The organism is Kytococcus sp. Marseille-QA3725 (assembly GCF_054950055.1).
On sequence record NZ_JBUCLA010000002.1, the window covers coordinates 553,474 to 580,203 of the forward strand.

The following is a 26,730-nucleotide window of genomic DNA, read 5'->3' on the forward strand; positions in this document are numbered from 1 at the left end:
CTGAGCGGCGAGACGCCGGGGTATCTTCGTGTTAAGGGGATCGCTGAGGGGGAGAGGGGCTCAGGGGGGTGTGGCGCCTCGCCGGCCCTCCTGAGGGGGGCGGTCGAGCGCTGCATTGTTCTATCTCAAGTAGATCAGTGCTGCTAGCCTGGTCGCATGCTCTGGAGGATCGATCCGTCGGCGGACGAGCCGCTCTTCGCCCAGGTGGCCACCGCGGTCCGTCGCGCGGTCGCAGAGGGTGAGGTCGAGGCGGGGGACCGCCTCCCCTCGGCCCGTGAGCTGGCCGGGGAGCTCGAGATCAACATGCACACCGTGCTGCGGGGCTACCGCGAGCTCGTCGAGCAGGGCGTCATCGAGATGCGAAGAGGGCGCGGTGCCGTGGTGGTCATGGATGCTCGGCAGGCGGGTGTCTCCCACCTCGGTGCCATGGCGGCCACCTTCGTCGCCGAGGCGAGGCGGCTCGGGGTCGCGCAGGAGGAGGCCGCACGGTTCGTGCGCGAGGTCGGCGGAGCGAATGCGGGAACGGGTGCCCGAGCCATCATGCAGGGCATCGAGCCGAGTGGGGGAACTGTCTGATGAGCGGCGACCTCACCTGGATCCTGTTCCTGCTCGCCGTGGGCGCCGTCGTCGTGGTGGTCGCCCTCGTCCGGTGGCGGACGGCGCCGCCCCATCGCGCCCACCACCGGCTGTCGGGGCTCGTCGGTGTCATCGCGTTCGTCGCCGTCTACCTGCCCTTCGTGGCCGTGGTGCTCGCGCCGGACGCGTGGTTCTCCTCCCGTGGGGTCGACCCGTCGGACGGGCGGGCGGTCTTCCACCTCGCCTTCCCACTCGCCAGCGTCGCAGCCCTCGTGGCCACCGCGTGGGCGCGGCGTCGGTGGCCGGTGGCTGGGCCGCCGGAGGCCGATCCGGTACGGCCTCCGGCCTCCGACCTGGAGGCCACCCGCCTGGGACCGGACGAGCGGGTGCTGTGGACCGAGCGCCCTCTGCCCCTGCTGGGGTGGTCGGGCTGGCTGGGGCTGGCGGTGGTGGCCGTGTTCGTCTGGCTGGTGGTCGTCGCGGACGGCGTGTTCGCCGTCGTGCTGTCAGCCGCGATGGCCCTGGTGATGGGTGTCTGGGCGCTCGTGCTCCAGCTCGACCGGAGCACGACCTCCTTGCGTGTCTCGGCACGGGGAGTGCGCGTGGTGGCCTGGTGGGGGCGTGACGTGCGGGAGGCCGTGCCGCTGGCTGCCGTGCTGGAGGCCGTACCGATCCGTGACGCCGAGTTCGTCTCCACTGACGAGGGCGTCCTGTGGTCCGAGGGCGGCACGGGGCCACGCCGCCGGTGGATGCGTCCGGCACCACAGGCGGTCATGCTCCGGCTCACCGGGCAGGAGGTGCTCGTCGTCGGCACCCGGCGTGCCGAGGAGCTCGCCGCCCTGGTCAACGGCCTCGTCGCCCGGGAGGCTGAACAGGGCATGGCGCAGCGGACCAGGCAGGGCATGGCGCGGCGGGCCGAGCACGGGGAGGGGGTCGCGTCGAGCACCAGGTGACTCGACGGCCCGGACGACTGGCAGGCGGTAGCCCGGGGCTGGCCTGGCACGCCGCTGTGTGCGGCGAGAACGATGGCATGGGGCCTGCCCTCGTCGGTTGCCTCGGCCCCCGTCCCTCTCTCAGATCGCTGCCGCTCTCGCGCTGGGGCTGTTCTGACCGCCCCGAGCCGTGGCCTCCCGAGCCGCCGCCGCGCTGCCTCGACCCCCTCAGCCGTTGCGCTTGTCCAGGATCCGCCGCGCCTTGCCGACCGACCGCTCGATCGTCCCGGTGCCACCGACCACGACCTTGGCCGTGGTGCCGATCCGGTTCTTCACCTCGTGCGACACCACGGACGCCAGGTGGTCGTACTGGTGCTCCTGCACGTCCGGCTGGGCCTCGATGTTGATCGTGAGCTCGTCCATCCGCCCCGGGCGGGTCAGCACGCACTGGAAGTGCGGGCTCAGGCCGTCGATCGCCAGGACGATCTCCTCGATCTGCGTCGGGTAGACATTCACGCCGCGCACGATCATCAGGTCGTCGGTGCGGCCGGTGACCTTCTCCATGCGGCGCATGCCGGGGCGGGCGGTGCCCGGCAGCAGCTTGGTGAGGTCGCGGGTGCGGTAGCGCAGAACCGGCATCGCCTGCTTGCTCAGCGAGGTGAAGACCAGCTCGCCCACCTGTCCGTCCTTGACCGGCTCACCGGTGAGCGGGTTGACCACCTCGGGGTAGAAGTGGTCCTCCCAGATGTGCAGGCCGTCCTTGGTCTCGACGCACTCCTGGGCGACGCCCGGGCCCATCACCTCGGACAGGCCGAAGATGTCGGTGCCGTGCATGCCGGCGCGCTGCTCGATCTCGCGGCGCATCGCCTCGGTCCACGGCTCGGCGCCGAACACGCCGATCTCCAGCGAGGTCTCGCGGGGGTCGATCCCCATGAGCTCCATCTGGTCCAGCACGGCCAGGAAGTAGCTGGGTGTGACCATGATGACGCGGGGCTGGAAGTCCTGGATGAGCTGGATCTGCTTCTCGGTCTGGCCGCCGGACATGGGCACGACGGTGCAGCCGAGGTGCTCGGCCCCGTAGTGGGCCCCCAGGCCGCCGGTGAACAGGCCGTAGCCGTAGCTCACCTGCAGCAGGTCGCCGGGGCGGCCGCCGGCGGCCCGGATGGAGCGGGCCATCACGGTGGACCAGGTCTCGATGTCCTGCTTGGTGTACCCGACGACGGTGGGGCGGCCGGTGGTGCCCGAGGACGCGTGGACGCGGACGACCTCCTCGCGGGGGACGGCGAACATGCCGAAGGGGTAGTTCTCCCGCAGCTCGGCCTTGGACGTGAAGGGCAGCTTCGCGAGGTCCGAGAGCTCCCGGATGTCGTCCGGCGTGGCCCCGACTCCGTCGAGAGCCTGTCGGTAGTGGGGGACGTTCTCGTAGGCGTGGCGCACGGACCACTGGAGTCGCTCGAGCTGGTGCTCCCGCAGCCGGTCGACCGACCATGTCTCGGCGTCGTCGTAGAGGTTCGGTCGGGAGTCGACGGTGGGCAGGGTCGGCTGCTGGTCGCGCTCGGTGCTCATCCGCCCAGTGTGCCCCCAGCCACAGCCTGATGGTGAAGCCGCCACATCGGGGATGTTGGGGAGCCGAGATGTCGGGCAGCCGAGGTGCCCAGTGTGTGGCGGTGGGGGTGCGGTCGCTCGGCGATCCGGACGGTTCGTGTCCCCAGGTGCCCTCACCCCGCGCGCGACGCGCCCCGGGCTCCCCTGGTCGGGGTGGGCATGACGAAGCCACTCACCCCGCGCGCGACGCGCCCCTCACCGCTTGGGCAGCGCGCGACTCCGGCCGGTGAACACCGCGACCACCGGCCAGTCGGCGACGTCTGCGGCCGTGAGCGCGGTCTGCCCACCTGCCGAGATGTCCGCGGCGGACGGCTGCACGCTGCCGTCGCTGTCCAGGGCACCCTCGGGTGCCTTGTGCACGACGACGTCGGTCATCCCGCTGCGTCCCCAGGTGAACCGTTCGGTCCCGACCCCGACGAGCACGTCGCCCAGCTTGGTCGGCGCCAGGAAGTCGATGTCGCAGTGGGCAGCCACACAGGTCGTTCCGCTGGTGTTGCAGGTGAGTGCGAACACGCTGTCGCAGAAGACGAACACCATGCCGCCGTGGGTGGTGCCGTGGCCGTTGACCATCTGGTCCCCGACGGTCATGCGGGCGACGCAGCGCCCGAGTCCGTCGACGCGGTCGACGTCCAGCACCTCGATCCCCATGTGGGACGACGCGTCGTCGGTCTCCCACATCGTCCGGACGTGGGAGAGGTCCGTCCCGTCGGTCGCCGTGCTGCGCAGTCCGTCGTGCCAGGTCATGTGGTGGTCTCCTGTCGCGCTCGTCATGCTCGTGTGGGAGGGGGTCAGCGCCCGCCCCCGTCTCCTTCCTCGCCGTCGACCATCGCCACCAGGGCCTCGCTGGGCCGGTAGCGCCCACCCGGATAGGCGGCGTCCATGACGCGGAGGTTCTCGAGCACGGTGGGGGCGCCCAGCTCCTCGAGCCACTCGAACGGGCCCTTGGGGTAGTTCGTCCCCAGCTTCATCGCGGTGTCGACGTCCTCCCGGGTGGCCTCGCCGCGGTGCACCAAGTCGACGGCCTCGTTGACCAGCATCGACAGCGTGCGCGCCACGACGTTCGTCTCCACCGGGCCGGTCGCCAGGGCGCGGGCGGAGAACTCGTCCCCCTCGGCGTCCGTGGGGCGACCGTCGGCGTCGTAGGTGTACACACCGCGGCCAGCCTTGCGCCCCAGGGCCCCGTCCTTGACCAGATCGTCCTGGAAGGCGGTCGGCTCGTACCGGGGGTCGCGGTCGGTCTGCTCCCAGACGCTCTCCCCGACCGCGTAGTTCACGTCCTGACCGATGAGGTCGGTGAGCCGGAAGGGGCCCATCGCGAAGCCTGCGTACTGCGTCAGGGCGAGGTCCAGGTCCGCCGGGCTCGCCGAGCCGCGCTGGGCCATCCGCTGCGCCTCCCCATAGAACGGTCGGGCGACGCGGTTGACGATGAACCCGGGCGTCGAGCTGCACCGGACGGGCATCTTGCCCCAGGCGCGCATCAGATCGGTGGCGCGGTCGAGTGCGTCGCCGTCCGAGTTCCGCCCTGCGATCACCTCGACGAGTCGCATCAGGGGCGGCGGGTTGAAGAAGTGCAGCCCGATCACGCGGCCGGGAGTGTCCACCCCCTCGGCGATGGACGCGATGTCCAGGCTGGAGGTGTTGCTGGCCAGCAGCGTGTCACCGGGCTGGTTCTCGCCGAGCGTGCGGAAGATCTGCTGCTTCACGTCCAGGCGCTCGACGGCGGCCTCGATCACCAGGCCCACCGGGGGAAGTGCCGACAGGTCCCCGTCCGCGGCGGGCCCCACGGTCAGGAGGGCTCGGGCCCGGTCGGCCTCCTCCTGCGTGACCTTGCCCTTGCCAGCCAGCTTGTCCAGCGTGGCGCCGAGCTTCTCCACGGCGGCTGCCGCAGTGCCTTCGCGGACGTCCACCAGGTGCACCTCGTGCCCTGCCTGGGCTGCCACCTGGGCGATGCCGGCACCCATCGAACCGGCGCCGATCACGGCCACCGGTGCCAGTCGGGTGGGGGTCTCCTGGGTCTCGGTCATGTGCACCTCGCTCATGGGGTCAGTAGATCAGGCTCGATCGGTGCGACGCGGATCACTACTCTGTCGGCATGACTGACACCACCGCGTCCGCACCGAGCCACTCGACCACTCCGCCGAAGGTCCCCGAGGCGGCCGGGGCCCTGGTGGAGAAGCACCGCGAGGTCCTGTCCGAGGCCCTGTCGGCGCTGGAGTCGCGCTCGTTCTACAGCCGTTACCCCGAGTCCCCGTCGCCCAAGGTCCACGGGGAGGACGCGGCGCCGAATGGTCTGAAGGCCCACGAGGCCACGCTGGGGCAGCGCTTCGAGTCGCTCACCTCGCAGCCCTCCACCGGTGAGTGGGTCGGCTCGGAGAAGTCCCCGTACGGGCCGGAGCTTGGGGTTGGCTACCCGCAGCTCGACGTCGTGGCCGCCATGGACGCCGCAGTGTCCGCGCAGAAGGCCTGGCGCGACGCCGGTCCCGAGGCCCGTGCCGCGGTCTCCGTCGAGATCATCGACCGCATCGCCGCGCGCGGCTTCGAGATGGCGCACGCGGTCATGCACACCTCGGGCCAGCCCTTCGTCATGGCCTTTCAGGCTGGCGGTCCGCACGCCATGGACCGGGCCCTCGAGGCCGTCACCGTCGCCCTTGCCGAGCAGCGCAAGGTCCCCGAGTCGGTCGTCTGGGAGAAGCCGGCCAAGGGTGAGCCCATCCGCATGCAGAAGGACTACCGCGTCATCGGTCGTGGTGTCGGTCTGGTGATCGGCTGCAACACGTTCCCCACCTGGAACGCCTACCCGGGCATCTTCGCGAGCCTCGCGACGGGCAACGCCGTGGTCGTCAAGCCGCACCCGATGGCCGTCCTGCCGCTGGCCATCACCGTCGAGGTGGCCCGTGAGGTGCTCGCCGAGGCCGGTTTCGACCCCGCCCTGGTGCAGCTCGCTCCCGAGGACAAGGGCGGCACCCTGGCCAAGGACCTCGCCCTGGACCCGGCTGTGAAGATCATCGACTACACGGGTGGTCCGGGCTTCGGCCACTGGCTGGAGACCGAGGCCGTGGCCGCCGGCAAGCTGGTCTACACCGAGAAGGCCGGCATCAACACGGTGGTCGTGGACTCCTTCTCGGACCTGCGGGCCTCCACGGGCAACCTGGCGTTCTCGTTCTCGCTCTACTCGGGCCAGATGTGCACCGCGCCGCAGAACGTCTACGCCAAGTCCACCGGCATCAGCACGCCGGACGGCGAGCTGACCGCCGAGGAGTTCGCGCAGTCCCTCGGCAAGGCCATCACCGCGTTCAACAAGGAGGACGCCAAGGCCGTCGAGGTCCTGGGTGCCACGGTCAACGAGGACGTCCGTGCCCGTGCCAACGACTTCTCCGGGCTGGCCGAGCGCCTGGGTGGCGAGGTCGTCCTGGCTCCGCGCGAGGTGGAGCACCCGAAGTTCCCCGACGCCGTGGTCCGGACCCCGGGCATCATCCTGCTCGACGCCGACAAGCGGGACGCCTACACCCAGGAATGCTTCGGCCCGGTGGTGTTCGTCATCCGGACCGAGTCGACAGAGCAGTCGCTGCAGATCGCCACGGAGACCATCCAGGAGCACGGCGCCATGACCATGGCGGTGTACTCCACCGACGAGAACGTCCTGGCAGACTCCCGCGAGGCCGCCGCCGACGCAGGTGTGGCGCTCAGCGAGAACCTCACGGGTCAGATCTTCGTGAACCAGACGGCTGCGTTCAGCGACTTCCACGGCACGGGTGCGAACCCCGCTGCGAATGCGGCTTACGCCGACGCCGCGTTCGTCAGCAACCGCTTCCGGGTGGTCACCACGCGTCGCCACGTCTGAGCCCCTTCCGTGCGCGCCGTTCCGTCTCGGACGGTGCACACCGAGCCCGCTGCCGGCACCGTCCGGTGGCGGGCTCGTCACGTCCGGCTGACTTCTCATCACGCCCCCTGCCCCCGCCATCGTGAGTGGTCCGTCCGCCAGGTGAAGCGCACCGTGGCCACTCCGTCCTCGTTCCTCTCGATCGTGTGCGTCCTGCGTGGGTCGTCCAGCAACCGGTGGTGCTGGCCGCACAGTGGGATCCCGTTCTGCAGGTCTGTTCCCCCTCCGCCTGGGTGCCACGTCTGCCCGTCGGGCCCTCGGACGGGAGCCCACGGGTCGGCGTGGTGGATCTCGGTCCAGGCGAACGGCCGGTCGCACGCTTCCTCTGCGCACTGCGAGTACCGCAGGGCCAGCGCCGATCTCTGCACCTCGGAGTAGCACCGGCGCTGCTGGCCCAGGTCGAGCAGCTGCCCCGCTCCGCCCATCACCGCCGGGATGATGCCGGCCTGACTGGCCAGGCGCCGCACCTGCTGGGCCGAGACGGACGCGCCCGAGTCCGTCACGCCTGCGCGATCGGTCTCGCCACGGAGGGTCTCGAGCTCGGTGCGCACCAACAGGATCACGTTGGACTTGGAGCCGAGTCGGTCACCGGGCAGGTGGTCGACCAGCGTCGCCAGGGCCTTGCCCTGCTCGTTGCGGCGATCGAGCTCGCGGTGCCTGCGGCCCGTGCCCGCCAGTGCCGGTGCGGGTGCCGGAGCGGAGGTCGAGGAGGCCTCGGCCCCATCGACCATCGCTGCTCCACTTGCCCGACGACGCGGGGAGCTCAGGCTCTCGACGGCCTTCTTCAGCATGTGCGCCTGCAGCTCCGGCAGGACGAACTGGCCGAACCAGGTGCCGTCCTCGTTGTCCTTCATCCAGAACGACGCCTTGTCGAGGGCAGCCGTCTCCTCCGCGAGGACCTGCTCGTTCTCGTGCTCGTCGACCTGCTGACGGTCCAGTCCCAGCACCTCGAGCGCACGCCGGGCTGCCGGGCGCAGGCTGCTGGGGGAGCGACGCTTCGCCAGCTCCACCAGGTGGTGCTCCACACGTGCCCGCTCGGCGGGTGTGAGGCTCTCCGGCAGGTCCTCCATCTCCCCCACGATGATCAGGGCATGGCGCTCGCTGATCAGTCCTCGATCAGCCGCGGCTGCCGTCAAGGGGCAGCGCACACCGACTTCCTCACCCTCGCGAGGGCCGGTGGTGTTCGTTCCCACCGGGTGATCCGGGCCGGGCGTCCCCGTCGAAGGGGTCGCGTTGCCGAGTGCCTCGGCCAGCTTCTGATCGCGGCCGGTGTCCCAGCCGTCCGAGCGTGAGGCGCGCCCCGCGAACTGCCCGTCGTCGGTGTGCACGGCCCGGCCCGACTCCCGCGCCGACCGCACCACGTCCATGCTGCGACTCCGGATGCGGTCACCTCGATTGGCCAGCACCTTGCTCTGTTCGACCAGCCATGTGAGCCCCTCGCGATCCAGCGCAGGGCCCTGGGCGCCCAACGCGGCGATGCCCCGCATCACCTCGTCCGTGGCCGCCTGGGCTGCGGCGAAGGCGGTTGCCAGCTCGGACAGAGCAGCGTCGGGCGCCGTCATCTCCCGCATCGCCGTGGTCATCGGGCCCCCCTCCCCGCTTGCGCCAGTTCCTTCCCCGCGATCAAGATAGTACACATGATCTATATCGGTGTCAACAAAGCTAGAACGTGTGAACTATGTGAGGAGGCGGGGGTCAAGCGTGCCCACGCTGTGGACAGGTCGCGACAATGGGTGCCATGCCCAGTGATCTGCCCCATCTCCCGCCCGGCTATCGCGTCGATCGCGCCGTGCTCGAGGACGTGTCGGCCATCGTCGCCCTCCTGTGCGATGACCCCCTGGGGGCCACGCGCGAGGGGGATGACATGGCGCCCTATGTGTCGGCGTTCCGGGCCATCGATGCCGATCCGGCGCACTTCCTCGCCGTCGTCCGTTCGGCAGGAGGCTCAGTGGTGGGCACCATGCAGCTGACGCTGGTCCCGGGGCTGTCGCGAGGTGGTCTGCTGCGGTTGCAGATCGAAGGGGTTCGGATCGCCGAAGGTGAGCGCGGTGGGGGCCTGGGTGCCGTGATGATGCGCTGGGCGCACGCCTGGGGGCCCGTAGGAGCGCGAGCATGGTGCAGCTCACGTCGGATCGTTCACGGCGCGATGCGCACCGCTTCTACGAGCGACTGGGGCACGAGGCCACGCACGTCGGGATGAAACGCCGACTTCCCTGATTTCTTGAGCAAGTCTTTACCGGAGCCTGTGGAGAACCTCGACCGACGGGTTCGGGTCCGTGCCATGGTGCCCATGTCGGGGTCGGTCATGGATGACGAGGCGGGTCAGGGTGTCTGTTCGGTCGTGGATCAAGCTGTCTGCGCTCACGTTGGTGGGTGCGCTGTCGGTGAGTGCGTGTGCTGCGGATGCGGAGGAGTCGAGCAGGCCCGAAGGGGCCTCGTCTCCCGTGGAGAGTGGTACGGAAGGGGGCTCCTCGCCCGCTCGGTCGGAGTCGACGGCACCCTCGGGGGCATCGTCCTCGGCTAGCCAGGAGGCGTCGCCGTCGGCAGGTCGCGGGTCCTCGTCCGAGGCGTCCGGCGGTGAGGCCGAGGACCCCGGGCTGCCGAAGATGCCTGCCGTGGCGAAGGAGAACTCCGAAGCCGGCGCGGAGGCTTTCGCGCTCTGGTATGTGGAGACGTGGGCCCATCTCTTTGAGCATCCTGCTGCTGGGATCCTCGATGAGCACTCTGGTGATGGGTGCAAGACATGTGGGCGCTGGATCAAGCAGTTCGCGGAAGCTGAGTCCACGGGGGAACATGCGGCTTCACCTGCCGTGCGAGTCCGTGATGTGGATATTCGCCCCCTGGGCGATGGGAAGTATGAAGCCTCGGTTAGGTTCCAGCAATTGTCATACGACATTGTTGATCGGCAGGGTGCGGTCGTGCAATCTATGTCCCCCGATGGGGTCACCGGTTTCATCCCCACTCTTGAATACCGAGATGGGTGGGTTGTGACCGATATGCCCGTGCGTGGTGATGGGTCCCACGGGGGCGCCAGTGCTTATTGATCTCTTCCTCTTCGCTACAGGTGATGAGTGTGGGTGGGAGGGGTATTGCGACGAGGGTGATGACGGCTTTGTTTTGGGGCTACGCGAGCAAGAAGTCAAAGACCTCGCCGACGAATTCCCCCCGAACTCCAAACCGCCCCGCCCCAAGGATCCGCCCACGCTGTACTACGAGTACACGGCCCAGCCGGCTTGTGGATATCCGCCCGGTCCTTCGGAGGGCGACATGTGCACAAGGGCTGCCGAGGGGTGCAAGGGCCACCCGGGTGACGGCCCCTTGATGGACATCTCCCGTCGGGTCATGCGCACCGAGGACGACACCGAGGTCCAGTGGTGGGAGCACCTCGACGTGACCTGCTTCCCCGCAGCCCTCCCCGCCCGATCCGGGCAGGTCGCCGACGAGCGCATCGCGAAGGCCTTCAAGGTCACGAAGTTCGCGGCGCCCGTTCCCGAGTGGGACCCTCCTCGCACCGATCCCCTGGTCAACAAGCCGGTGTACTTCATGACCGGATTCGCCCAGGAGGGCTACGAGCCGTACGAGCTCCGAGCCGTTGCCCCCGAGGAGATGCTCGGCCACGACCTGCAGATCATGCCGGAGCTGAAGTCCGTGACCTACGACTTCGGCGACGGCACCACCAAGGGCCCGACGACGGACACCGGCAACACCTATCCCGACGGGGAGATCACGCACACCTACACCTCGACGGACCCGGTGAAGCCGAGGATCACCGCCATCTACACGGGGCGCTACCAGCTCGACGGCGGGGAGTGGCACCCGCTCGGCCTCGAGGTGGAGGTCGAGGGGGAGCCACTCACCCTGACCCCGTCGGAGCTGACCACAGAGCTCGTCGCTCCGCCGGAGTGACCGAGCGTCAACCCTGCCCTCGCCAAAGGGCCTCTCCCGCAAGACTCCACCGAGGTTGTCCCCGCCTCGCCCTACGCTCACCCCTGTGAGCCCGGAGCAGATCGCCGCAGACCCCCACACCGCCGACCGCCACGACACCATCCGCGTCCGCGGGGCGCGCGTGAACAACCTGAAGGACGTCGACGTCGACATCCCAAAGCGGCGCTTCACCGCCGTCACGGGGCTCTCGGGCTCCGGCAAGTCCTCCCTCGTGTTCGGCACCCTGGCGGCCGAGTCCCGCCGCCTCATCGACGAGACCTACCCGTCCTTCGTGCAGCAGTTCATGCCCGCCAATCCGCGGCCAGACGTCGACTCGCTGGAGAACCTGTCGGCCGCCGTCATCGTCGACCAGGAGCGCATCGGTGCCAACTCCCGCTCCACCGTCGGCACCGCCACCGATGCCGCGGCCATGCTCCGCATCGTCTGGAGCCACCTCTCCGAGCCGCACGTGGGCGGCGCCCAGGCCTTCAGCTTCAACGTGGCCTCCGCCTCCGGGTCGGGAATCCTGAAGGTGGACAAGAAGAACGCCAAGGGTGAGGCGAGGAAGGGCGAGAAGGCCACGTTCGAGGTCATCGGCGGGATGTGTCCCGAGTGCGAGGGGATGGGGATCGTCGCGAGCCTCGACGAGGACCTCATCGTCGACCGCGACCTCTCGCTGAACGACGGCGCGATCCTCGTCCCCGGTTACCCGGTCGACTCGTGGGGATGGCGCAACTACGCCGAGTCCGGCGGCCTGGACCCGGCCAAGAGGGTGGCCGACTACTCCGCGAAGGAGTGGGACTGGCTCATGTTCCAGGACGCCACCAAGGTGAAGATCGGCGACATCAACATGACCTACGAGGGGTTGATCGTCCGCATCCGCCGCACCTGGTTCGGTGACCGCGAGCCCAAGCAGGCCCACATCAAGGCCTACCGCGACAAGATCTCCACCACCGCCCCCTGTCCGGAGTGCCACGGCACCCGCCTGAACAAGGCCGCACGCACTGCGACCGTGGACGGCAAGACGCTGCCGGAGGCCACCTCGATGCAGGTGGACGAGCTGGCGCAGTGGGTCAAGGGTTTGGACGAGCCCGGCCTCAAGCCGACCCTGACGAAGCTCGGCAGCATGCTCGACGCGATGACCGAGATCGGTCTCGGCTACCTGTCCCTGGATCGCACCTCGGCCACCCTGTCCGGCGGCGAGGCGCAGCGCATCAAGATGGTGCGGCACCTCGGGTCGTCCCTGACTGACATCAGCTACGTCTTCGACGAGCCGACCGTCGGCCTGCACCCGCACGACATCGAGCAGATGGTGGGGCTCCTGCGCTCCTTGCGCGATGCGGGCAACACCGTGCTCGTCGTCGAGCACAAGCCCGCGGTCATCACCGCCGCCGACCACATCATCGACATCGGACCCGGCTCGGGCACCGCCGGCGGCGAGGTGGTCTACGCCGGTCCGTTCGAGGGGCTGGCCGATGCGGGGACCGTCACCGCCGAGCACCTGGCGCACCGCCCCGAGCTGCGCGACGAGCTCCGCGAGCCCACCGGCGCGCTGGAGATCCGCGGGGCGAGCACGAACAACCTCAAGGGCGTGGACGTCGACGTGCCGACCGGCGTGCTCGTGGCGGTCACCGGGGTGGCGGGATCGGGCAAGAGCTCGCTCATCCACGGCAGCCTCGGGAAGCGGGACGACGTGCTGGTCATCGACCAGTCGCCGATCAAGGGCTCGCGCCGGTCCAACCCGGCCACGTACACCGGCCTGCTCGATCCGATCCGCACGCTGTTCGCCAAGGCCAACGACGTGAAGCCGGCCCTGTTCAGCCCCAACTCCGAGGGAGGCTGCCCCGAGTGCAACGGTGCGGGCGTCATCTACCCGGAGGTGGCCCTGCAGAATGCCGCCCCGACCCCGTGCGAGGTCTGCGGTGGGCGCCGCTTCCGGGAGGACGTGCTCGTGCACACCTACGAGGGGCTGAGCATCGCGGACGTCTTCGGCCTCTCGGTGGCCCAGGCTGCCGAGATCTTCACGACGGGCAAGGCCAAGACCCTGCTGGCGCGGATGCTCGACGTGGGCCTGGGCTACGTGCGCCTCGGGCAGCCGCTGCCGACGCTGTCCGGCGGGGAGCGCCAGCGCCTCAAGCTCGCCGCCCAGATGAAGGACTCCGAGATCTTCGTGCTCGACGAGCCCAGCGCCGGGCTGCACATGGCGGACACGGCGAACCTCGTGGCGGTGCTGCAGCGCCTCGTCGAGGGGGGCTCGACGGTCATCGCCATCGAGCACAACCTCGACGTGGTGAGCCAGGCCGACCACGTCATCGACGTGGGGCCGGGTGCCGGCCACGAGGGTGGGCAGGTGGTCTTCACTGGCACCCCCGCCGAGCTCACGCAGGCCGACACCGCCACCGGTCGCGCGCTGAAGGCCGCCACGGCCTGATGCGGTGACCGTGGCCACCGAGGCCCGGTCTCCCTGGTGGGGGCCGGGCCTCGTCGGTCGATGGGGTCGCCGCTCAGCGGGGGATGTCCTCGTCGTGGGGCTGCACGACGTAACGGTCGCCGTCCTCGCTGACGTCCCACACGGTCACCGTCGCGACGGGGCCGTCGGCGGTGCTGACCTGCACCTGGTGGTTGCGGGCCATCTGCTCCCCGGTCAGCTCGCGGACCGTGAGACCGGAGGCCGCCTCAGCGCCCCCCGCCTGCTCCCGCACGGCGTTCAACCAGTCGCTGGTCTTGGACTCGAACCCCTCGCCGGAGTACTCACAGACCGACTCCACCGTGGCCTCGGGCCCCGTCTCGGTCAGCAGCGCGGAGACCACCTCCGTGGGGGTCTCCCTCCCGGCCTGGCAGTCGTCCTGCGAGCACCCTGCCAGGACCGCTGTCGTCACGACCCCCAGCGCCAACAGATCTCTCACACCGGTCTTGCGGCTCATGCGCACCATCCTTCATGTCGATCCTCGGGGTGGAGCGCCCATCGCGACGTTTGCTCCACCTGATGTTGCTGGGGAGGGTGAGGGTCGCCGTGAGGCGCAGGAGTGTCGTATGAGTGGGCCCCAGTCAGCGCAGCATAGAGCCACGCGAGGGGGGCAAGTGGGGTGGCGGATGTCCTGGGAGTGCACCACCACCTCACCCAGCCAGGCTCCGAGATCACCCGTGGGGGCGACGGTGGCGTCGATCACCTGCCGGAAGCGGTCCAGCGTCTCGGTCGGGGACCCACCGAGGTGCTCACGCAGTCGGCGTTCGTTGTGGACGTCCGGGCGGAAGCGCGCGGCGGCGACGCAGCGCAGGCACGCCCAGCGCCCGGCCTTTCACCTCGTCGTACCCGCCGGCGCCGTGGGCGAAGAGCATGCGCATGGCTCAGCCCTGCTCGGCCTGCTCGCGCATCTCCTCCGAGCCCTCGAACAGCCCGAACGCCGCACCGGCGGGCGTGGTCAGGTGCGCCGAGCGACCGAACCCGAGCTCCATCACCTCACCCACCTGGCTGGCGCCCAGCTCCTTCGCCTTCGCCAGCACCGGGTCGAGCTGCGGAACCAGCGTGTACTGCACCCACAGCGCCTCCTCGCCGGCCTCCAGCGGGCCGATGCCGAAGATCCCGTCCTGACCCAGCTGCGCCACCGAGTAGGGCGCCATCTGGTGGTCGAAGGTGAACCCGAACAGCTCGCCGTAGAACGCCTCGGCGGCCGCCACGTCCGGGGTCAGCAGGTCCTGCCAGCAGGGGAAGCCCAGCTCGTCGACCGCGCCGTAGCCCAGCATCCCGCGGCTCTCGTGGAAGGCCACCAGCGCACCGGCCGGGTCCACCACGGCGGAGAACCGTCCATGGTCCGGCACCGTGGTGGGCGCGATCTCCTCGGTCGCCCCCAGCTCCAGGGCCTTCGCGTGCGTGCCGTCGGCATCGTCGGTGGCCAGGAAGACCGCGGACACGTCGACACCGCACGGCATCGCGGGCCCGATGCCGAACACATGGCGCCCGTCGATCTGGGCCGTGGTGTATCCGCCCAGATCTGGGTCACCGGCGGGGATGTCCACGGCGATCAGCCCGGGCTCGACCTCTCGCGCGAACAGTGCACGGAAGAACGCGGCCGTGCCGTCGGGGTCGGTGGTCCAGAAGTCCCGCCAGATGGGCGTTCCGGGTCGCTGGGTGCTGGTGCGTGCAGTCATGGTGCAGGTCCCTTCAGAGGAATGTGGACGGTGTCCACATGTAGGATGTGTTCACCGTACACATCAAGGAGGCCCGTGCCAACCCCCCCGATCGATCCCGCCGACGCACCCCGCGAGAACCCGGCCACCCGTGAGGGCTACCACCACGGCGACCTGCGCGCCGCGCTCGTTGACGCTGCGGAGGCTGCCATTCGCGAGCAGGGGCCAGAGGCCATCTCGATGCGGGGCCTGGCGCGGGCGGCGGGCGTCACCCCGAGCGCCGCCTACCGCCACTTCGCCAGTCGCGACGAGCTTGTCCAGCAGGTGACCTTCCGCGCCCAGGCCGCCTCCGCGGCCTGCATGGACGCCCGTCGCGCTGAGCTCCCGGAGGGTGCCGCCGGGGCCGCGCACCTCACTGCCGTCGGGTTGGCCTATATCGACTACGCGCGGTCCGAGCCGGGCATGTTCCGGGCGGCCTTCCTGGAGCCCGAGCACCTCGACCTGGCGCGCGACCCCCGCTCCGCCGGTCCGTCCGGGCTCACGCCGTACCAGCACCTGGAGGACGCGCTCGACCGGATGCAGGCCGAGGGTGCCCTGCCCGCTGCGCTCCGGGAGGGCGCCGAGGCGCCGTGCTGGTCGGCCGTCCACGGGTTCTCGATGCTCGCGGTCCAGGGGCCCTTCCGCGGCTTCCCGCCGGAGGTGCTCGACCTCCTCGCTGCCCGCACGGTGACCGCCGCGGTCCGCGGCGTCACCCTCCCGCCGGGCTGAGGGGTGGGCCGGGCCCACGGCCCTCCCCACCGGCCCACCGCTTCCCCGGCAGGTCCACGGTGTTCGTTCAGGATCACCGTGAGTGAACGGTGATCCTGAACGAACACCGTGGATCTGGCGTAGGGCCCGGGCCGCCGACGCCCCCGTTAGCCTCACGCCCATGTGGGAGACCGAGCGCCTCGTCCTGGCACGCCTCGAGCAGCGGGACCTCGACCCGCTCTTCGCGATCCACGCCGACCCGCGCACCTGGGAGCACCGCCCCGACCTCGTGATGACCGACCGCGCCGAGGCCGAGCGTGACCTGGCCGCCTGGCGGGCCCACTGGCAGGCCCACGGCTTCGGTTACGCCGCGGTCCGCCGGCGCGACGGGGCCCGCCCCGAGGGTGAGGTCATCGGCTTCTGCGGCCTGCGCTGGACGCACCTGGGCCAGCGCCTCGTGCTCAACCTGTACTACCGCTTCTCGCCCGAGGCCCAGGGAGCCGGATGCGCCACCGAGGCGGCTCGCGCCGTCGTGGACTGGGCTCGCGCGACCCACCCGGACACCCCCGTGGTGGCGGTGGCCTCGGTGAACAACCCGGCCTCGCGGCAAGTGGCCGAGAAGGCCGGCCTGCACCTCGTCCGCGAGCTGCCGCCCACCGATGCCGAGCTGGCCCGCACCGTCCTGGCCACCTCCGACCCGTGGGAGCTGCCGATCGTCGTCACCGGCCTCGTCGTCCGCGACGACACCGGCCGCGTCCTGACCGTCCGCAAGCGCGGCACCGAGCGCTTCATGCTCCCCGGCGGCAAGCCCGAGCCAGGGGAGGACGCTGCTGCCGCGGGTGCCCGGGAGCTCGCCGAAGAGGTCGGCCTCACCGTTGACCCCGCGGCGATGGAGCTGCTCGGCCGCTACTCGGGACGCGCGGCCAATGAGCCCGACACCGCGTTGGAGAGCACCGTCTTCCTCGCCCCGCTGACGGGCGACCCGGTCCCGGCCGCCGAGATCGCGGAGATGTGCTGGATCGCCCCGGCCGAGGGCATCGGCGGCGCCGAGACCCCGGTCGCGGCGGCGGGTGGTCGCCTCCTGGCCCCGCTGCTGGCTGAGCACGTGCTGCCGGTGCTCCGGGCCCACGGCTGAGCGGCCCGAGGACGATTCGCCGACCCAGTGCGGGAGGGATAGCGTCGAGGGACGATCCCCTCGACCGAGGGGCGGCTGCGAGTGGGAGGAGGACGCCGTGGGTGAGCACACGGACGAGATCGTGGTGGTCGGCGCGGGGGCAGTGGGGGCCACCATCGCCTACGAGCTGGGGCGGGCGGGCCTGAGCGTGCGGCTCGTCGACTCCGGGGAGGGTCCGGGCGGTGGCTGCTCGTATGCCAACGCCGGGTTGCTCACCCCGAACTACGTGGAGCCCCTGGCGACCCTGGAGAACGTCCGGCTGGGGCTGCGTTACCTCTTCGCCCCGAAGAGCCCCTTCCGGCTCTCCCCGCACCCCTCGCTGGTGCCCTGGCTGGCCTCCTTCGTGGCCTCGGCCCGGCCTGGTCGAGCGGCGCTCATGACCGAGCGGCTGCAGGCGATGGCCCGGTACAGCCTGGCCCTGCACCTCGCCTACCCCGAGCAGGGCGTGGAGACCGGCGTCGTGCGGACCGGTTCGCTGGACGCCTGGACGACCCCCGAGGGCTGGGAGAAGGCCCGTGACGACCTGCCCGAGGACACCCGCATGGACGCCGAGCAGGTCGCCGAGGTCTTCCCCGGCCTGCACGGGGTGCAGGGCGGCGTGTTCCACGAGGAGGACGCCACCTGCAACACGCTGCAGTACGTGACGGCCATGGTCGAGGCCGCGCAGGCCCACGGGGTGACCGTCCAGTGGGGCACCCGGGTCGAGCAGGTCCGGGAGGAGGGCGGGCGCGTCGCCGAGGTGACCCTCTCCGACGGCACCCGCTGCCAGCCGCGCCAGCTGGTCCTCGCCGCGGGCCTCGGCACGGGCGCGCTGTGCGAGCAGCTCGGGCTGCGGATGCCGCTGAAGCCCGCCACCGGCTACGTCGTCGACGTGCCGCACGGGCCGAGCACGCCCCCGTACCCGGTCATGCTCAAGGAGCTCAAGGTGGTGCTCACCCCGCTGGCGGACCGGATGCGGGCGGCCGGCACCCTCGACCTCTCCGCGCAGCCCGGACGGTCCAAGGCCGACCGGCTCGAGTCGGTGCGGGAGGTGGCCCAGGAGGCCATGCCGGACTTCGCCTGGGACGACCCGATCGACACCTGGGCCGGCGACCGCCCCTGCACGAGCGACGGCATGCCGGTCATCGGCGCCAGCCGCCACGTGGAGGGCCTCGTTGTCGCGGCGGGCCACGGCATGTGGGGGATGATGCTGGCCCCCATCACCGCCGAGTGGGTGCTGCGCGGCCTGACGGGTGACCCCTCGGCGCTCAGCGACCCGGCGATGTCGCCGGACCGGTTCACCCACTTCCGTCGCCGCCCCACCTCGCGCGGCGGCGACCGGGCGGCCTGAGGGGCGTCGCCGGGGCGGGCGGCCGGTCACCCGCCCCGGCGGGCCCGTCCCCGCTAGCGTGCCGGGCATGAGTCAGAACACCGAGGAGATCGCCGCCCGCGAGGACGAGGTCATCGCCCGCTTGGTAGCCGAGGCGCCCGCACCGGGCGTGGACATCGGCACCGCCGCCACGGGGCAGCCCGGCCCCAGTGGCGATCCCTTGGTGGTGGAGACCTTCGGCGACGAGCCCCACGCCACGCCGGTGGTGCTCGTGCACGGCGGGTTCTGGCGGCCGACCATCGACCGCACGCACCTGCGGGCCGCGGCGGTGGTGCTGGGGAAGCACGGCCACCGGGTGGCGCTGCCGGAGTACCGCCGCGTGCTCGGCGACCCGCGCGTCAGCCTGACGGACCTGCTCGCCGTGGACGACCTCCTGGCCGCGGCTGGCTGGTACGACGGGCCCGCGCGCCCGATCTGGGTCGGCCACTCCGCTGGTGGCACGCTCGCCCTGCTCCGGGCGATGCAGTCCGACCGGCCCGCGGTGCCGGTGGTGTCGCTGGCCGGGGTCACCGACCTGCCGCGCGGTCACGCCGAGCAGCTGGGGAAGGGCGCGGTCACCGACTGGATGGGCGGGGGGCCCGAGGACCTGCCGGAGCTGTACGCCGAGCTGGACCCGCAGGGCGGCTGGACCGGGCGTGGCACGCCGCATGCGCGGCTCCTCCACGGGCAGCAGGACGCCACGGTGCCCGCGGCCTACTCGGCCGACCACCCGGCGCTGCACCGCATCGTGCCCGGGGCACACCACGCCGACCTGGTGGACCCGGCCTCGCCCCACTGGCACCACGTCCACACCGCGATGCTCCAGGCCCACGGGAGCCTCTGGCAGGACCTGCACCGGTCGTGATGTCTCCCCGCAGGCCGGTCAGGGGCGCCGGGCGGCGCCTCGTCCAGGCGCTCGTGGCGTTGCCCGGAATCATTCTCCTGGCTGCGTGCATCGCCCCGGACGACCCGAAGCCCATCAACCTGCCGGCTGCGCTCGCGGAGGCTGAGGCGGAGGGGCCGGTGCTCGTGCCCGCAGAGGTCCCGGACGATGCCTTCGTCTCCTGGGCCTCACAGGTGGAGGAGAACGGGGTCACCCACTTCGTGATGACGCTCAATCGGAGCCCGTCAGGCCTCGCCCAATGGTGTGCGGCTCCGCAGGAGCACGCGGACGTCTGTGGCGAGGGGGTCAGTTCCGGGACCGTGGACGGGTTCTTCTGGAGCGTGTCGGGCGACGTCCCGGCCGAGGGACCGCTGCGCGACGGCGAACCGACCTCCGAGTGGCAGGACCTGGAATGGGTGCGCGAGAACGGCACCCATGCCGGCCGGGGGTGAGGACTCGGGAGTTGGGCACTGGAAGCCCGTGGATGGTCAGATCTGGGCCATTTCATTCGATAGTGGCTCACATCTGACCACTCCCGCTAGAGTGGGGACATGTCGACCGCGACCCCCCGCCCCGTTGTCAGAGCGATGCGCTCGATGGGGGAGGACCTTCACCGGTGGCGTCGTCTCCAGGGCCTCTCGCGCGAGGTGGTGGCCGACCGCGCCGGTGTCTCGCTGAGCACGGTCAAGCGCATCGAGGCCGGTCAGGGGGCGTCGCTCGAGCACGTCCTGCGGGTTGCGCGTGCCTTGGGAGTCATGGATTCCCTGGCCGAGTCCGTGGACCCCTTGGCCTCGGACGTGGGGCGCATGCGGGCGGTCGAGCTGCTCGACGGAACCGCCGCAGGGGGACGGCGACGATGAGTGCGGTGGAGGTCTGGCTCGACCCGGACATCCGGGTCGGCACGCTGTTCAGCCACCGGGGGCGGAGTGCTGAGAGCTGTACCTTCACGTACTCCGCCGAGTACCTCGCCCATCCGGAGGCCTATCCCCTCGACCCGTCGCTGCCCCTGGACGCTCACCCCTTTCACTCGGTGAGGCCGCTCTTCGGGGCCATGGCGGACAGCAGCCCGGACCGGTGGGGCCGCACTCTGGTGCAGCGGACGCTGGCCGAGGAGGCGCGCGCTGCTGGCGGGGCCCCGCGTCAGCCGAGTGAGCTGGACTTCCTGCTGGGCGTGCGGGACGACCTCCGCCAGGGCGCCCTGCGCTATCGCCTTCCGCAGGACGACCCGGGCTCCTTCCGGGCCACGGCTCAGGACGGAGTGCCCGTGCTCGCGGATCTGGGGGACCTGCTGGTGGCAGCCGACCGGGTGGGAGCTGACGAGGCGGGCCTGGCCGAGCTGCGTCGGCTGGTGGGGGCAGGGTCCTCCCTCGGGGGAGCGCGACCCAAGGCCCACGTCCGGTTGCCCGGCGGAGCGATCGGCCTCGCCAAGTTCCCCGCAGCCGCAGTCGACGACTGGAATGTCATGGCGTGGGAGCACGTGGCGCTGGGCCTGGCCGAGCGGGCGGGCATCCGAGTGCCCCCGAACCGGCTGGTCCCGGTGTCCGGTCGTGACGTCCTCGTCGTCGAGCGCTTCGACCGTCGATCCGAGCAGCGCGTCGGCTATGTCAGTGCGATGACGATGCTGGAGCTCGCGGACGGCGACCGCGGCTCCTATCTCGACATCGCCGAGGTGGTCGAGGAGGCCTCTCCGTGCGCCACGGCCGACCTGGAAGAGCTGTGGCGCCGGATCGTCCTGGGTGCGTTGATCAACAACCGGGACGACCACCTGCGGAATCACGGCTTCCTCCGGGAACCCAGCGGGTGGCGGCTCTCGCCGGCCTTCGACCTGAACCCCGTGCCGATGGCAGGTGACTTCGCGACCGACGTCGAGAGCCCGGGGGAGGCGGATCGCCTGGACGCGGCGCTGCGTCATGCGGAGTTCTTCCGCCTCACCGACACTCGGGCTGGCGAGGTCCTGGCCGAGGTGCGAGAAGCAGTCAGCGGGTGGCGTGACCTGGCCCGTGCAGCTGGCCTCTCCGAGGGGGAGATCCGCCGGATGGAGCCGGCCTTCGACGACGCCGCCTGAGGCCGACCCTCAGCCTTGCTCGGCGCCCTCCAGCAGCCTGTCGAGGACGAGCAGTCCCTCGGCGACCTCGGCGAAGGAGGTGCTCAGCGGGGACATCCCGATGCGGATGCCGTCCGGCTCGCGGAAGTCGGGGATGACGCCGGCCTCCCACAGGCGGGCGGTGAGCTCCCGGGAGGAGGGGTGCCCGAGGGTGACGTGCCCGCCGCGTCGAGCCGGGTCGGTGGGGGAGTCGACCCGCACCCCGTGGCGGGCGAGCAGCCCCTCGGCCACCTCCACCACGAAGTCCGTGAGCTGCCCGGCCTTGGTGGTCACAGCGGGCAGCCCGGCCTCGGCGAGCAGCTCCACCATCTCGCCCAGCGGCACCATGCCCAGGATCGGCGGCGTGCCGGAGATGAACCGCCGCATGCCCGGGGACGGCTCGTAGCCGGGGCCCATGACGAAGGGCACGGCGTGGCCCATCCACCCCTGGATCGGCTGGCGCATCGTGCCCTGGTGGCGGGCGGCCACGTACCCGAAGGCCGGCGCCCCCGGCCCGCCGTTGAGGTATTTGTAGGTGCACCCGACGGCCAGGTCGACCTCGTGGGCGTCGAGCTCCACCGGCACCACGCCGGCCGAGTGGCACAGGTCCCAGAGCACCAGGGCCCCGGCCTCGTGCACGATGCGGGTGATCTCCGGCAGGTCGGCGATCCACGCGGACTTGTAGGCCACGTGGCTCAGCAGCACCACCGCGGTGGTCGGCCCCACGGCCTCGCGGACCTGCTCGACGGTGACGCCGGTGGCCGGGTCGGGCTCGATCCACACCAGCTCGGCCTCGCACTCGGCGGCGATCCCCTCGGCGACGTACCGGTCGGTGGGGAAGTTCTCGGTGTCCACCACGATCTGGCGCCGGGCGGGGTCGGCGGTGCGGGCGGCGTCCAGTCCGGCGCGGAGCAGCTTGTAGAGCATCACCGTCGTCGAGTCGGCCACCACCACCTGGCCGGCGGCGGCGCCGAGTGCCACCTCACCGACGCGGTCGCCGAGACGCAGCGGCAGCTCCATCCACTGCTCGTCCCAGGAGCGGATCAGCCGGGTTCCCCACGCGCCGGCCACGATGTCCTGCAGCGCCTCGCCGGCGGCCTTCAGCGGCCGCCCGAGGGAGTTGCCGTCGAGATAGGCGAACACCTCGCCGGCCTCGGCGCCCTGCCCCTCGCCCATCGGGACGAAGCGCTCGCGGTACCCGGCCAGCGGGTCGGCGGCGTCGAGCTCCGCGGCGCGGGCGCGCACGGCATCGGGGGTGGTCAGCGAGGTCATGGCATCTCCAGGGCGGGTGGGCGGCGGGTGGGCCTCAGGCTAGGTGCCCGCCGGCCCGGCCGGCAGGTCAGGCCCCGGGCAGGTCGGTCGGGTGCCGCAGCGTCAGGCCGGGAACACTCTCGAAGTCACGGTCGGCCGAGACGATCTCGCTGAACCCCGCCTCGAGCGCGGTGGCGGCGTGCACGGCATCGCGGCCACCGATGGGGCAGCGCACCGTGAGCTCGGCTGAGCGACGCAGCACCTGGGCGTCGAACGCGTGCCAGACCAGGAACCCGTCCAGAGCCTCGAACTCGAGGGCCGCCTGCGCGCGTCCCACCCGCCGCATGCGGTGGAACAGGAACTCCTGGCCGGCCTCCACGCTGGCCTCGAGCTGCACGATCCCCTCGGTGGCGGCGGTCAGCCACCGGTGGCAGGGCTCTCGCAGAGGGTGCTCCTCGCCCACGGCGTACAACAGGGTGGAGGAGTCCAGGAGGTGGCGGGTCGTCACAGACGCTCCAGCTTGGCGATGAGCTCGGCATCCATGTCCTCGTGGAGGCGGCTGATGTCCTCGGGTTCGTCGGTGATCGGCGTGGCCTTGGCCGTCAGCTCGAGGAAGCGTGCCGCAGCCTCGGCCCGTCGCACCGCGGCGTCTTCCTCGAGGGCGACGTCGATGGCGTCGCGCACCACGGTCGAGACCGACACCCCCCGCTCGGCCGCTCGCTGGCGCAGCAGGGTGATGCGCCGCTCGTCGAGCAGCAGCTGCATCCGATGCTCCAAGGTGCTCATGCACCCAACCTACACATGCCCATGTGTAGGTTCGGCTCGCCCGGACCCACCCTGTGGATGGTGGGCTGCGGCGCCGCTGGTTGCGACCTCGCCGCGCGCTCCCTCAGTCGGTGGCCGGGCTCAGCTCGCCGTGGACCCAGAGGAAGCGGTCGATCGTCGTCGGGTCGATGTCGCACTTCTTCACGTAGTCCTCGGCCTGGTCAAGGGTTCCCATGTCGGCCACGGCAGGGCCCTCGTCGGAGCCGCCGTCGCGCTCCTCCCAGCCGCCGCTGTGGAAGGGCTCGCCCAGGGCGATGGAGGTCCCGTCCGGCAGGGTGACGCCGTCGGCATCGACCGTGGAGCCCACCGGGATCGAGACCGGGTAGCGCTCGTCGGTGTCGGGGTCGACGCTGGTCAGGCACCCGTCGCGGTAGTCGAAGGTCCCGCTCATCCGGACGTCGGGGGCCTCGTCCGGCAGCTCGTGGTACAGGACGCCACCCTCCGCGGTCGGCGCCAGGAGATCGCTCTCGCTCGGACCGTCGGTCGACCTGGCGGCCTGCTCTGACGGGCTGGGCGATGTCGCGCTCGTGGTGCTGTCGCTCGATGTCGGCTGGTCCTCGGCATCGTTGTCGCAGCCGGCCACGGTGAGAGCCGCTCCCACCATCACCAGTGCTGAGAATCGCGTGAACATGGCTTCCCCTCCGAGTGGATGCGTGATTCAACGATCACACGTCGCTGAGGCTCTGTGCCTCCACCCTGGGGGGTGCGTCCAGCGCCTTGGAGTGCTAGGTGTACTGACCGGGTACGTTGGTCAAGCGTGAGAAGGGCGGCTGGTTCCCGCAAGCGGTGTGGGGCCGGTGGTGGTTGTAGTAGTGCAGCCAGCCGTCGAGTTCTCCGCGACGTTCGGTCTCGCTGGTGTAGCAGCGGGCGTAGGCCCAGCCGTCGGCCAGAGTGCGGTGGAAGCGCTCGATCTTGCCGTTGGTCTGCGGCCGATAGGGCCTGGTGCGCTTGTGCTTGATGCCGAGCTCTGCGCAGGTGTCTCGCCACATGTGCGACCGGTAAGCGCCACCGTTGTCGGACAGGACCCGCTCGACCGTGACACCGCGCGCATTGAACCACTCGACCGCCCGGACCAGGACAGCGGTGGCGGTAAGGGCGGTTTCGTCGTCGTGGATCTCGGCGTAGGCGACGCGGGAGTGGTCGTCGATGACGGTGTGGACGTAGGCCTTGCCCATCAACGGGTCCCGGTGCTTGTTCCTGGGCCTGTCAGGTGTGGTAGCGCGGTTGCGGTCGCCTTGTTGTCGACCGACGTAGCGCCAGCCTCCGCCGTCGGGGATGTTGCCGAGCTTCTTCACATCGACGTGGATCATCGCACCGGGGTGGTCGTGCTCGTAGTGACGGACGGGCTCTCCGGTGGCGCGATCGACGTGCGACAGCCGGTTCAGGTGCACGTCGGCCAGGATCCGGTGGGCCGTCGATGGCGCGATGCCGAGCCGGCATGCGAGCTGGACCGGGCCCTCGCGGAGGCGCAGGCGAAGTTGGATGCAACGTTTCGTCGTGGCCTGGCTGGTCTTGTTCGGTGACCGGCGGGGCCTTGAGGAGCGGTCCTGCATGGACTGGCCGGCGCGGTAGCGGTCGGCCCAGCGCTTCACAGTGGGCCAGGAAACCTGGAACCGGGCCGCGACCTCGCTGATCGGCCAGCCCTGGTCGACCACGAGCTGGCCGACGATCAAGCGGTGGCGCGGGGTCAGTGCTGCGTTGGCGTGGAGCAAGAGCGTCCCCTTGGAATAGACGGAGGGGGCCGATAGCTCGACCCCCTCACGGTTGTTAGCGTGGATTCCTCTGTGGACCGCTGGCTCTAGGCCAGACCCTTTGCCAGCTCGATGGCGGTGAAGTGATGTACGGCGCTGGGCTGCTCGAGCTCGTCGAGCACCGCTAGGGCCAGGTCCGCAGGGGTGATCCGCGACGTGCCATCGTGGTTGATGAGGAGCGTGTCACCGCCACGGCGATAGGCGCCGGTTCCCTGTCCGGGCTCGAAGACTGCCGACGGACTCAGGTAGATCCAGTTCTGGTTCGGATGTTCGGTGCACGCGTTGAACTGGTCGAGGCTGGCCGACGCGACGTCACGCCACTGGGTCGGCACGAAGGCGGGGTCGTCCAGGACGAGCAACTCTCGATCGTGAGGTGAGCGCAAGGGCGCTGCTCCTCCCACGACCAGGACCCGGACCCCCGCGACGGCGGCGTGGTCGAGGACACGGCTGGTCAGCGGAGCCACACGGCTTTCGTCGCCGGGGGCCATGCGCACGGCGAGCACGACGGCGTCTGCGTCGTTCAGGACGGGCTGCAGGGGTGCCTCGAGGTCTGTCAGATCGAGACGAGTGACGGTGGTACGCGGGTCGTTGGTCTCCTGTGGGTTCCGCGATACGGCAGTGACGTGGTGGCCGCGGCGTGTGGCCTCCTGCGCGATCGCTGCGCCGGCCATGCCGGTGGCTCCGAGAACCGTGATGTTCATGAATTGTCCTTTCGACGATGGGTGGGTGCGGGGAGCTGGCCACAGACCATGGCGGCCAGGGCGATCGCGAAGCCGAGGTACTGCTCGGCTCCGAGGTGTTCGTGCGCGATCAGGGCGCCGAGCAGGGCGGCGACCAACGGCGAGAGAAGTCCCAGGAGGGCTGTGGACGTGACGGGCAGGCGTCGGATGCCGGTGAACCAGAGGCTGTAAGAGACCAGTGCCCCGACCAGGCCGAGCCAGGCGTACCCAAGCCAGCCACGACCGGAAATCACTGCCGGTGGCCCCTCCACCAGCAGCGCCGGGATCGCCAGCAGAAGGCCGGCGGCCGTCAGCTGCCAACCGGCCAATGCGATGGGCGAGACACCTTGGGGGAGCTTCCACTTCTTGGTCAGGACCACGCCCGTGGCCATGGCCCCTGCGCCACCGAGTCCTGCAGCCACACCCACCGGGTCCAGGGCGGCGCTCGGCCCAAGGACCACGAGAGCCACCCCCACGACACCCACGACACCCCATCCCAGGCGCCAGCCGGAGAGTTGCTCGTGGAGGACAGCCACGGCCAGCAGGGCAACGATGATGGGCTGCACCGCACCCAGCGTGGCCGCGACCCCGCCCGGAAGACGCTGCGCGGACAAGAACAACAGGGGGAAGAACGCGGCCATGTTCAGACCGCCCAACACGAAGCTCTTCCACCACCACGAGCCGCGCGGCAGCTGCCTCGACAGGCCCACCGCGATGATCCCTGCCGGCAGCGTCCTCATGAACGCGGCGAACAAGGGGTGTCCGGCTGGGAGGAGGTGGGTGGTCACGATGTACGTCGTCCCCCACGTAGCGGGGGCCAGCGCCGTCAGACAGGTCCACAGCAACGAACTGCGGGCCCCATGGGAAGAAGTGTTCACCGATCCATCGTCAGTCGCCCACCAGC

General features: G+C 70.8%; 27 protein-coding genes. 14 read left to right on the forward strand and 13 right to left on the reverse strand.

Annotated elements, in window-relative coordinates:
* Positions 1-156 precede the first annotated feature (156 nt).
* Both ACY8FT_RS10705 and ACY8FT_RS10710 read left to right on the forward strand, forming a co-directional pair.
* Positions 157-576: a GntR family transcriptional regulator gene (locus tag ACY8FT_RS10705; protein WP_462418878.1), complete on the forward strand. Its 420-nt coding sequence runs from the start codon at positions 157-159 to the stop codon at positions 574-576.
* A complete protein-coding gene (locus tag ACY8FT_RS10710; RefSeq protein ID WP_462418879.1) occupies positions 576-1,529 on the forward strand; it encodes a hypothetical protein in 954 nt (317 codons plus the stop codon). Before ACY8FT_RS10705 ends, ACY8FT_RS10710 begins: the two co-directional genes overlap by 1 nt.
* 207 nt (positions 1,530-1,736) lie before the next feature.
* On the opposite strand, the gene paaK is transcribed toward ACY8FT_RS10710, so the two are convergent.
* The 3 genes from paaK to ACY8FT_RS10725 form a co-directional block, all read right to left on the reverse strand.
* Complete coding sequence (paaK, locus tag ACY8FT_RS10715; protein ID WP_462418880.1) at positions 1,737-3,074, reverse strand: phenylacetate--CoA ligase PaaK; 1,338 nt, start codon at positions 3,072-3,074, stop codon at positions 1,737-1,739.
* Positions 3,075-3,308: 234 nt separating this feature from the next.
* Entirely contained in the window at positions 3,309-3,857 is a 549-nt protein-coding gene (locus ACY8FT_RS10720) for a hotdog fold thioesterase (RefSeq protein WP_462418881.1), read from the reverse strand.
* Positions 3,858-3,901: 44 nt separating this feature from the next.
* The gene (locus ACY8FT_RS10725) at positions 3,902-5,152 is read right to left on the reverse strand and encodes a 3-hydroxyacyl-CoA dehydrogenase NAD-binding domain-containing protein (protein ID WP_462418882.1); all 1,251 of its coding nucleotides are present in this window, start codon (positions 5,150-5,152) and stop codon (positions 3,902-3,904) included.
* A gap of 53 nt (positions 5,153-5,205) precedes the next feature.
* Here ACY8FT_RS10725 and paaN point away from each other — a divergent pair, with 53 nt between their 5' ends.
* Positions 5,206-6,954: a phenylacetic acid degradation protein PaaN gene (gene paaN / locus ACY8FT_RS10730; RefSeq protein ID WP_462418883.1), complete on the forward strand. Its 1,749-nt coding sequence runs from the start codon at positions 5,206-5,208 to the stop codon at positions 6,952-6,954.
* 98 nt (positions 6,955-7,052) lie between these two features.
* On the opposite strand, the gene ACY8FT_RS10735 is transcribed toward paaN, so the two are convergent.
* Positions 7,053-8,576: an HNH endonuclease signature motif containing protein gene (locus ACY8FT_RS10735; RefSeq protein WP_462418884.1), complete on the reverse strand. Its 1,524-nt coding sequence runs from the start codon at positions 8,574-8,576 to the stop codon at positions 7,053-7,055.
* Between the two features lie 155 nt (positions 8,577-8,731).
* Between ACY8FT_RS10735 and ACY8FT_RS10740 the strand changes: the two genes are divergently transcribed.
* The 4 genes from ACY8FT_RS10740 (at position 8,732) to ACY8FT_RS10755 (ending at position 13,348) form a co-directional block, all read left to right on the forward strand.
* On the forward strand, positions 8,732-9,193 hold the full coding sequence (locus ACY8FT_RS10740; RefSeq protein ID WP_462418885.1) for a GNAT family N-acetyltransferase: 462 nt from the start codon (positions 8,732-8,734) through the stop codon (positions 9,191-9,193).
* Positions 9,194-9,302: 109 nt separating this feature from the next.
* Positions 9,303-10,037, forward strand: a complete 735-nt coding sequence (locus tag ACY8FT_RS10745; protein WP_462418886.1) for a DUF6318 family protein — start codon at positions 9,303-9,305, stop codon at positions 10,035-10,037.
* Positions 10,038-10,335: 298 nt separating this feature from the next.
* Positions 10,336-10,899 carry a hypothetical protein gene (locus tag ACY8FT_RS10750; RefSeq protein WP_462418887.1) on the forward strand — a complete coding sequence of 188 codons (564 nt, stop codon included), beginning with the start codon at positions 10,336-10,338 and terminating at the stop codon, positions 10,897-10,899.
* Positions 10,900-10,984: 85 nt separating this feature from the next.
* A complete protein-coding gene (locus ACY8FT_RS10755) occupies positions 10,985-13,348 on the forward strand; it encodes an ATP-binding cassette domain-containing protein (RefSeq protein WP_462418888.1) in 2,364 nt (787 codons plus the stop codon).
* 73 nt (positions 13,349-13,421) lie between these two features.
* On the opposite strand, the gene ACY8FT_RS10760 is transcribed toward ACY8FT_RS10755, so the two are convergent.
* The gene (locus tag ACY8FT_RS10760; protein ID WP_462418889.1) at positions 13,422-13,841 is read right to left on the reverse strand and encodes a hypothetical protein; all 420 of its coding nucleotides are present in this window, start codon (positions 13,839-13,841) and stop codon (positions 13,422-13,424) included.
* 424 nt (positions 13,842-14,265) lie between these two features.
* Positions 14,266-15,066: a VOC family protein gene (locus tag ACY8FT_RS10765; protein WP_462418890.1), complete on the reverse strand. Its 801-nt coding sequence runs from the start codon at positions 15,064-15,066 to the stop codon at positions 14,266-14,268.
* 75 nt (positions 15,067-15,141) lie between these two features.
* Between ACY8FT_RS10765 and ACY8FT_RS10770 the strand changes: the two genes are divergently transcribed.
* The 7 genes from ACY8FT_RS10770 to ACY8FT_RS10800 all read left to right on the forward strand — a co-directional run bounded on the left by ACY8FT_RS10770 (position 15,142) and on the right by ACY8FT_RS10800 (position 21,262).
* Positions 15,142-15,813, forward strand: a complete 672-nt coding sequence (locus ACY8FT_RS10770; RefSeq protein ID WP_462418891.1) for a TetR/AcrR family transcriptional regulator — start codon at positions 15,142-15,144, stop codon at positions 15,811-15,813.
* A gap of 160 nt (positions 15,814-15,973) precedes the next feature.
* Entirely contained in the window at positions 15,974-16,927 is a 954-nt protein-coding gene (locus ACY8FT_RS10775; protein WP_462418892.1) for a GNAT family N-acetyltransferase, read from the forward strand.
* A gap of 97 nt (positions 16,928-17,024) precedes the next feature.
* A complete protein-coding gene (locus ACY8FT_RS10780; protein ID WP_462418893.1) occupies positions 17,025-18,296 on the forward strand; it encodes an NAD(P)/FAD-dependent oxidoreductase in 1,272 nt (423 codons plus the stop codon).
* A 67-nt stretch (positions 18,297-18,363) separates the two neighbouring features.
* Positions 18,364-19,179 (forward strand): alpha/beta hydrolase family protein, encoded by an 816-nt coding sequence (locus ACY8FT_RS10785; protein ID WP_462418894.1) that lies wholly within the window; start codon positions 18,364-18,366, stop codon positions 19,177-19,179.
* Positions 19,179-19,649 (forward strand): hypothetical protein, encoded by a 471-nt coding sequence (locus ACY8FT_RS10790; RefSeq protein ID WP_462418895.1) that lies wholly within the window; start codon positions 19,179-19,181, stop codon positions 19,647-19,649. The genes ACY8FT_RS10785 and ACY8FT_RS10790 overlap by 1 nt, the downstream gene beginning before the upstream one ends.
* 99 nt (positions 19,650-19,748) lie before the next feature.
* Positions 19,749-20,057: a helix-turn-helix domain-containing protein gene (locus ACY8FT_RS10795; RefSeq protein WP_462418896.1), complete on the forward strand. Its 309-nt coding sequence runs from the start codon at positions 19,749-19,751 to the stop codon at positions 20,055-20,057.
* Complete coding sequence (locus ACY8FT_RS10800; RefSeq protein ID WP_462418897.1) at positions 20,054-21,262, forward strand: type II toxin-antitoxin system HipA family toxin; 1,209 nt, start codon at positions 20,054-20,056, stop codon at positions 21,260-21,262. The genes ACY8FT_RS10795 and ACY8FT_RS10800 overlap by 4 nt, the downstream gene beginning before the upstream one ends.
* A gap of 9 nt (positions 21,263-21,271) precedes the next feature.
* Here the strand turns inward: ACY8FT_RS10800 and ACY8FT_RS10805 are convergent, their stop codons facing one another.
* The 7 genes from ACY8FT_RS10805 to ACY8FT_RS10835 all read right to left on the reverse strand — a co-directional run bounded on the left by ACY8FT_RS10805 (position 21,272) and on the right by ACY8FT_RS10835 (position 26,704).
* Positions 21,272-22,552, reverse strand: coding sequence for a kynureninase (locus ACY8FT_RS10805; RefSeq protein WP_462418898.1), 1,281 nt, complete (start codon positions 22,550-22,552; stop codon positions 21,272-21,274).
* A gap of 67 nt (positions 22,553-22,619) precedes the next feature.
* The gene (locus tag ACY8FT_RS10810) at positions 22,620-23,039 is read right to left on the reverse strand and encodes a type II toxin-antitoxin system VapC family toxin (RefSeq protein WP_234994284.1); all 420 of its coding nucleotides are present in this window, start codon (positions 23,037-23,039) and stop codon (positions 22,620-22,622) included.
* Positions 23,036-23,317, reverse strand: a complete 282-nt coding sequence (locus ACY8FT_RS10815) for an antitoxin (protein ID WP_088818001.1) — start codon at positions 23,315-23,317, stop codon at positions 23,036-23,038. Before ACY8FT_RS10815 ends, ACY8FT_RS10810 begins: the two co-directional genes overlap by 4 nt.
* Before the next feature lie 103 nt (positions 23,318-23,420).
* Entirely contained in the window at positions 23,421-23,987 is a 567-nt protein-coding gene (locus ACY8FT_RS10820; RefSeq protein ID WP_088818000.1) for a hypothetical protein, read from the reverse strand.
* Between the two features lie 94 nt (positions 23,988-24,081).
* Positions 24,082-25,068: an IS481 family transposase gene (locus ACY8FT_RS10825; protein WP_462418899.1), complete on the reverse strand. Its 987-nt coding sequence runs from the start codon at positions 25,066-25,068 to the stop codon at positions 24,082-24,084.
* An 86-nt stretch (positions 25,069-25,154) separates the two neighbouring features.
* Positions 25,155-25,808, reverse strand: a complete 654-nt coding sequence (locus ACY8FT_RS10830; protein ID WP_088817998.1) for an NAD(P)-dependent oxidoreductase — start codon at positions 25,806-25,808, stop codon at positions 25,155-25,157.
* Complete coding sequence (locus tag ACY8FT_RS10835) at positions 25,805-26,704, reverse strand: EamA family transporter (protein WP_031943896.1); 900 nt, start codon at positions 26,702-26,704, stop codon at positions 25,805-25,807. The genes ACY8FT_RS10830 and ACY8FT_RS10835 overlap by 4 nt, the downstream gene beginning before the upstream one ends.
* Between the last annotated feature and the right edge of the window lie 26 nt (positions 26,705-26,730).

Coding starts and splice junctions, on each gene's coding strand:
- ACY8FT_RS10790 (WP_462418895.1), top strand. CDS start 19,179: ATGTCTCCCCGCAGGCCGGTCAGGGGCGCCGGGCGGCGCCTCGTCCAG.
- ACY8FT_RS10745 (WP_462418886.1), top strand. CDS start 9,303: ATGACGAGGCGGGTCAGGGTGTCTGTTCGGTCGTGGATCAAGCTGTCT.
- paaN (WP_462418883.1), top strand. CDS start 5,206: ATGACTGACACCACCGCGTCCGCACCGAGCCACTCGACCACTCCGCCG.
- ACY8FT_RS10750 (WP_462418887.1), top strand. CDS start 10,336: ATGCGCACCGAGGACGACACCGAGGTCCAGTGGTGGGAGCACCTCGAC.
- ACY8FT_RS10735 (WP_462418884.1), bottom strand. CDS start 8,576: ATGACCACGGCGATGCGGGAGATGACGGCGCCCGACGCTGCTCTGTCC.
- ACY8FT_RS10800 (WP_462418897.1), top strand. CDS start 20,054: ATGAGTGCGGTGGAGGTCTGGCTCGACCCGGACATCCGGGTCGGCACG.
- ACY8FT_RS10760 (WP_462418889.1), bottom strand. CDS start 13,841: ATGAGCCGCAAGACCGGTGTGAGAGATCTGTTGGCGCTGGGGGTCGTG.
- ACY8FT_RS10775 (WP_462418892.1), top strand. CDS start 15,974: ATGTGGGAGACCGAGCGCCTCGTCCTGGCACGCCTCGAGCAGCGGGAC.
- ACY8FT_RS10795 (WP_462418896.1), top strand. CDS start 19,749: ATGTCGACCGCGACCCCCCGCCCCGTTGTCAGAGCGATGCGCTCGATG.
- ACY8FT_RS10805 (WP_462418898.1), bottom strand. CDS start 22,552: ATGACCTCGCTGACCACCCCCGATGCCGTGCGCGCCCGCGCCGCGGAG.
- ACY8FT_RS10740 (WP_462418885.1), top strand. CDS start 8,732: ATGCCCAGTGATCTGCCCCATCTCCCGCCCGGCTATCGCGTCGATCGC.
- ACY8FT_RS10710 (WP_462418879.1), top strand. CDS start 576: ATGAGCGGCGACCTCACCTGGATCCTGTTCCTGCTCGCCGTGGGCGCC.
- ACY8FT_RS10765 (WP_462418890.1), bottom strand. CDS start 15,066: ATGACTGCACGCACCAGCACCCAGCGACCCGGAACGCCCATCTGGCGG.
- ACY8FT_RS10705 (WP_462418878.1), top strand. CDS start 157: ATGCTCTGGAGGATCGATCCGTCGGCGGACGAGCCGCTCTTCGCCCAG.
- ACY8FT_RS10720 (WP_462418881.1), bottom strand. CDS start 3,857: ATGACCTGGCACGACGGACTGCGCAGCACGGCGACCGACGGGACGGAC.
- ACY8FT_RS10725 (WP_462418882.1), bottom strand. CDS start 5,152: ATGAGCGAGGTGCACATGACCGAGACCCAGGAGACCCCCACCCGACTG.
- ACY8FT_RS10820 (WP_088818000.1), bottom strand. CDS start 23,987: ATGTTCACGCGATTCTCAGCACTGGTGATGGTGGGAGCGGCTCTCACC.
- ACY8FT_RS10785 (WP_462418894.1), top strand. CDS start 18,364: ATGAGTCAGAACACCGAGGAGATCGCCGCCCGCGAGGACGAGGTCATC.
- paaK (WP_462418880.1), bottom strand. CDS start 3,074: ATGAGCACCGAGCGCGACCAGCAGCCGACCCTGCCCACCGTCGACTCC.
- ACY8FT_RS10830 (WP_088817998.1), bottom strand. CDS start 25,808: ATGAACATCACGGTTCTCGGAGCCACCGGCATGGCCGGCGCAGCGATC.
- ACY8FT_RS10815 (WP_088818001.1), bottom strand. CDS start 23,317: ATGAGCACCTTGGAGCATCGGATGCAGCTGCTGCTCGACGAGCGGCGC.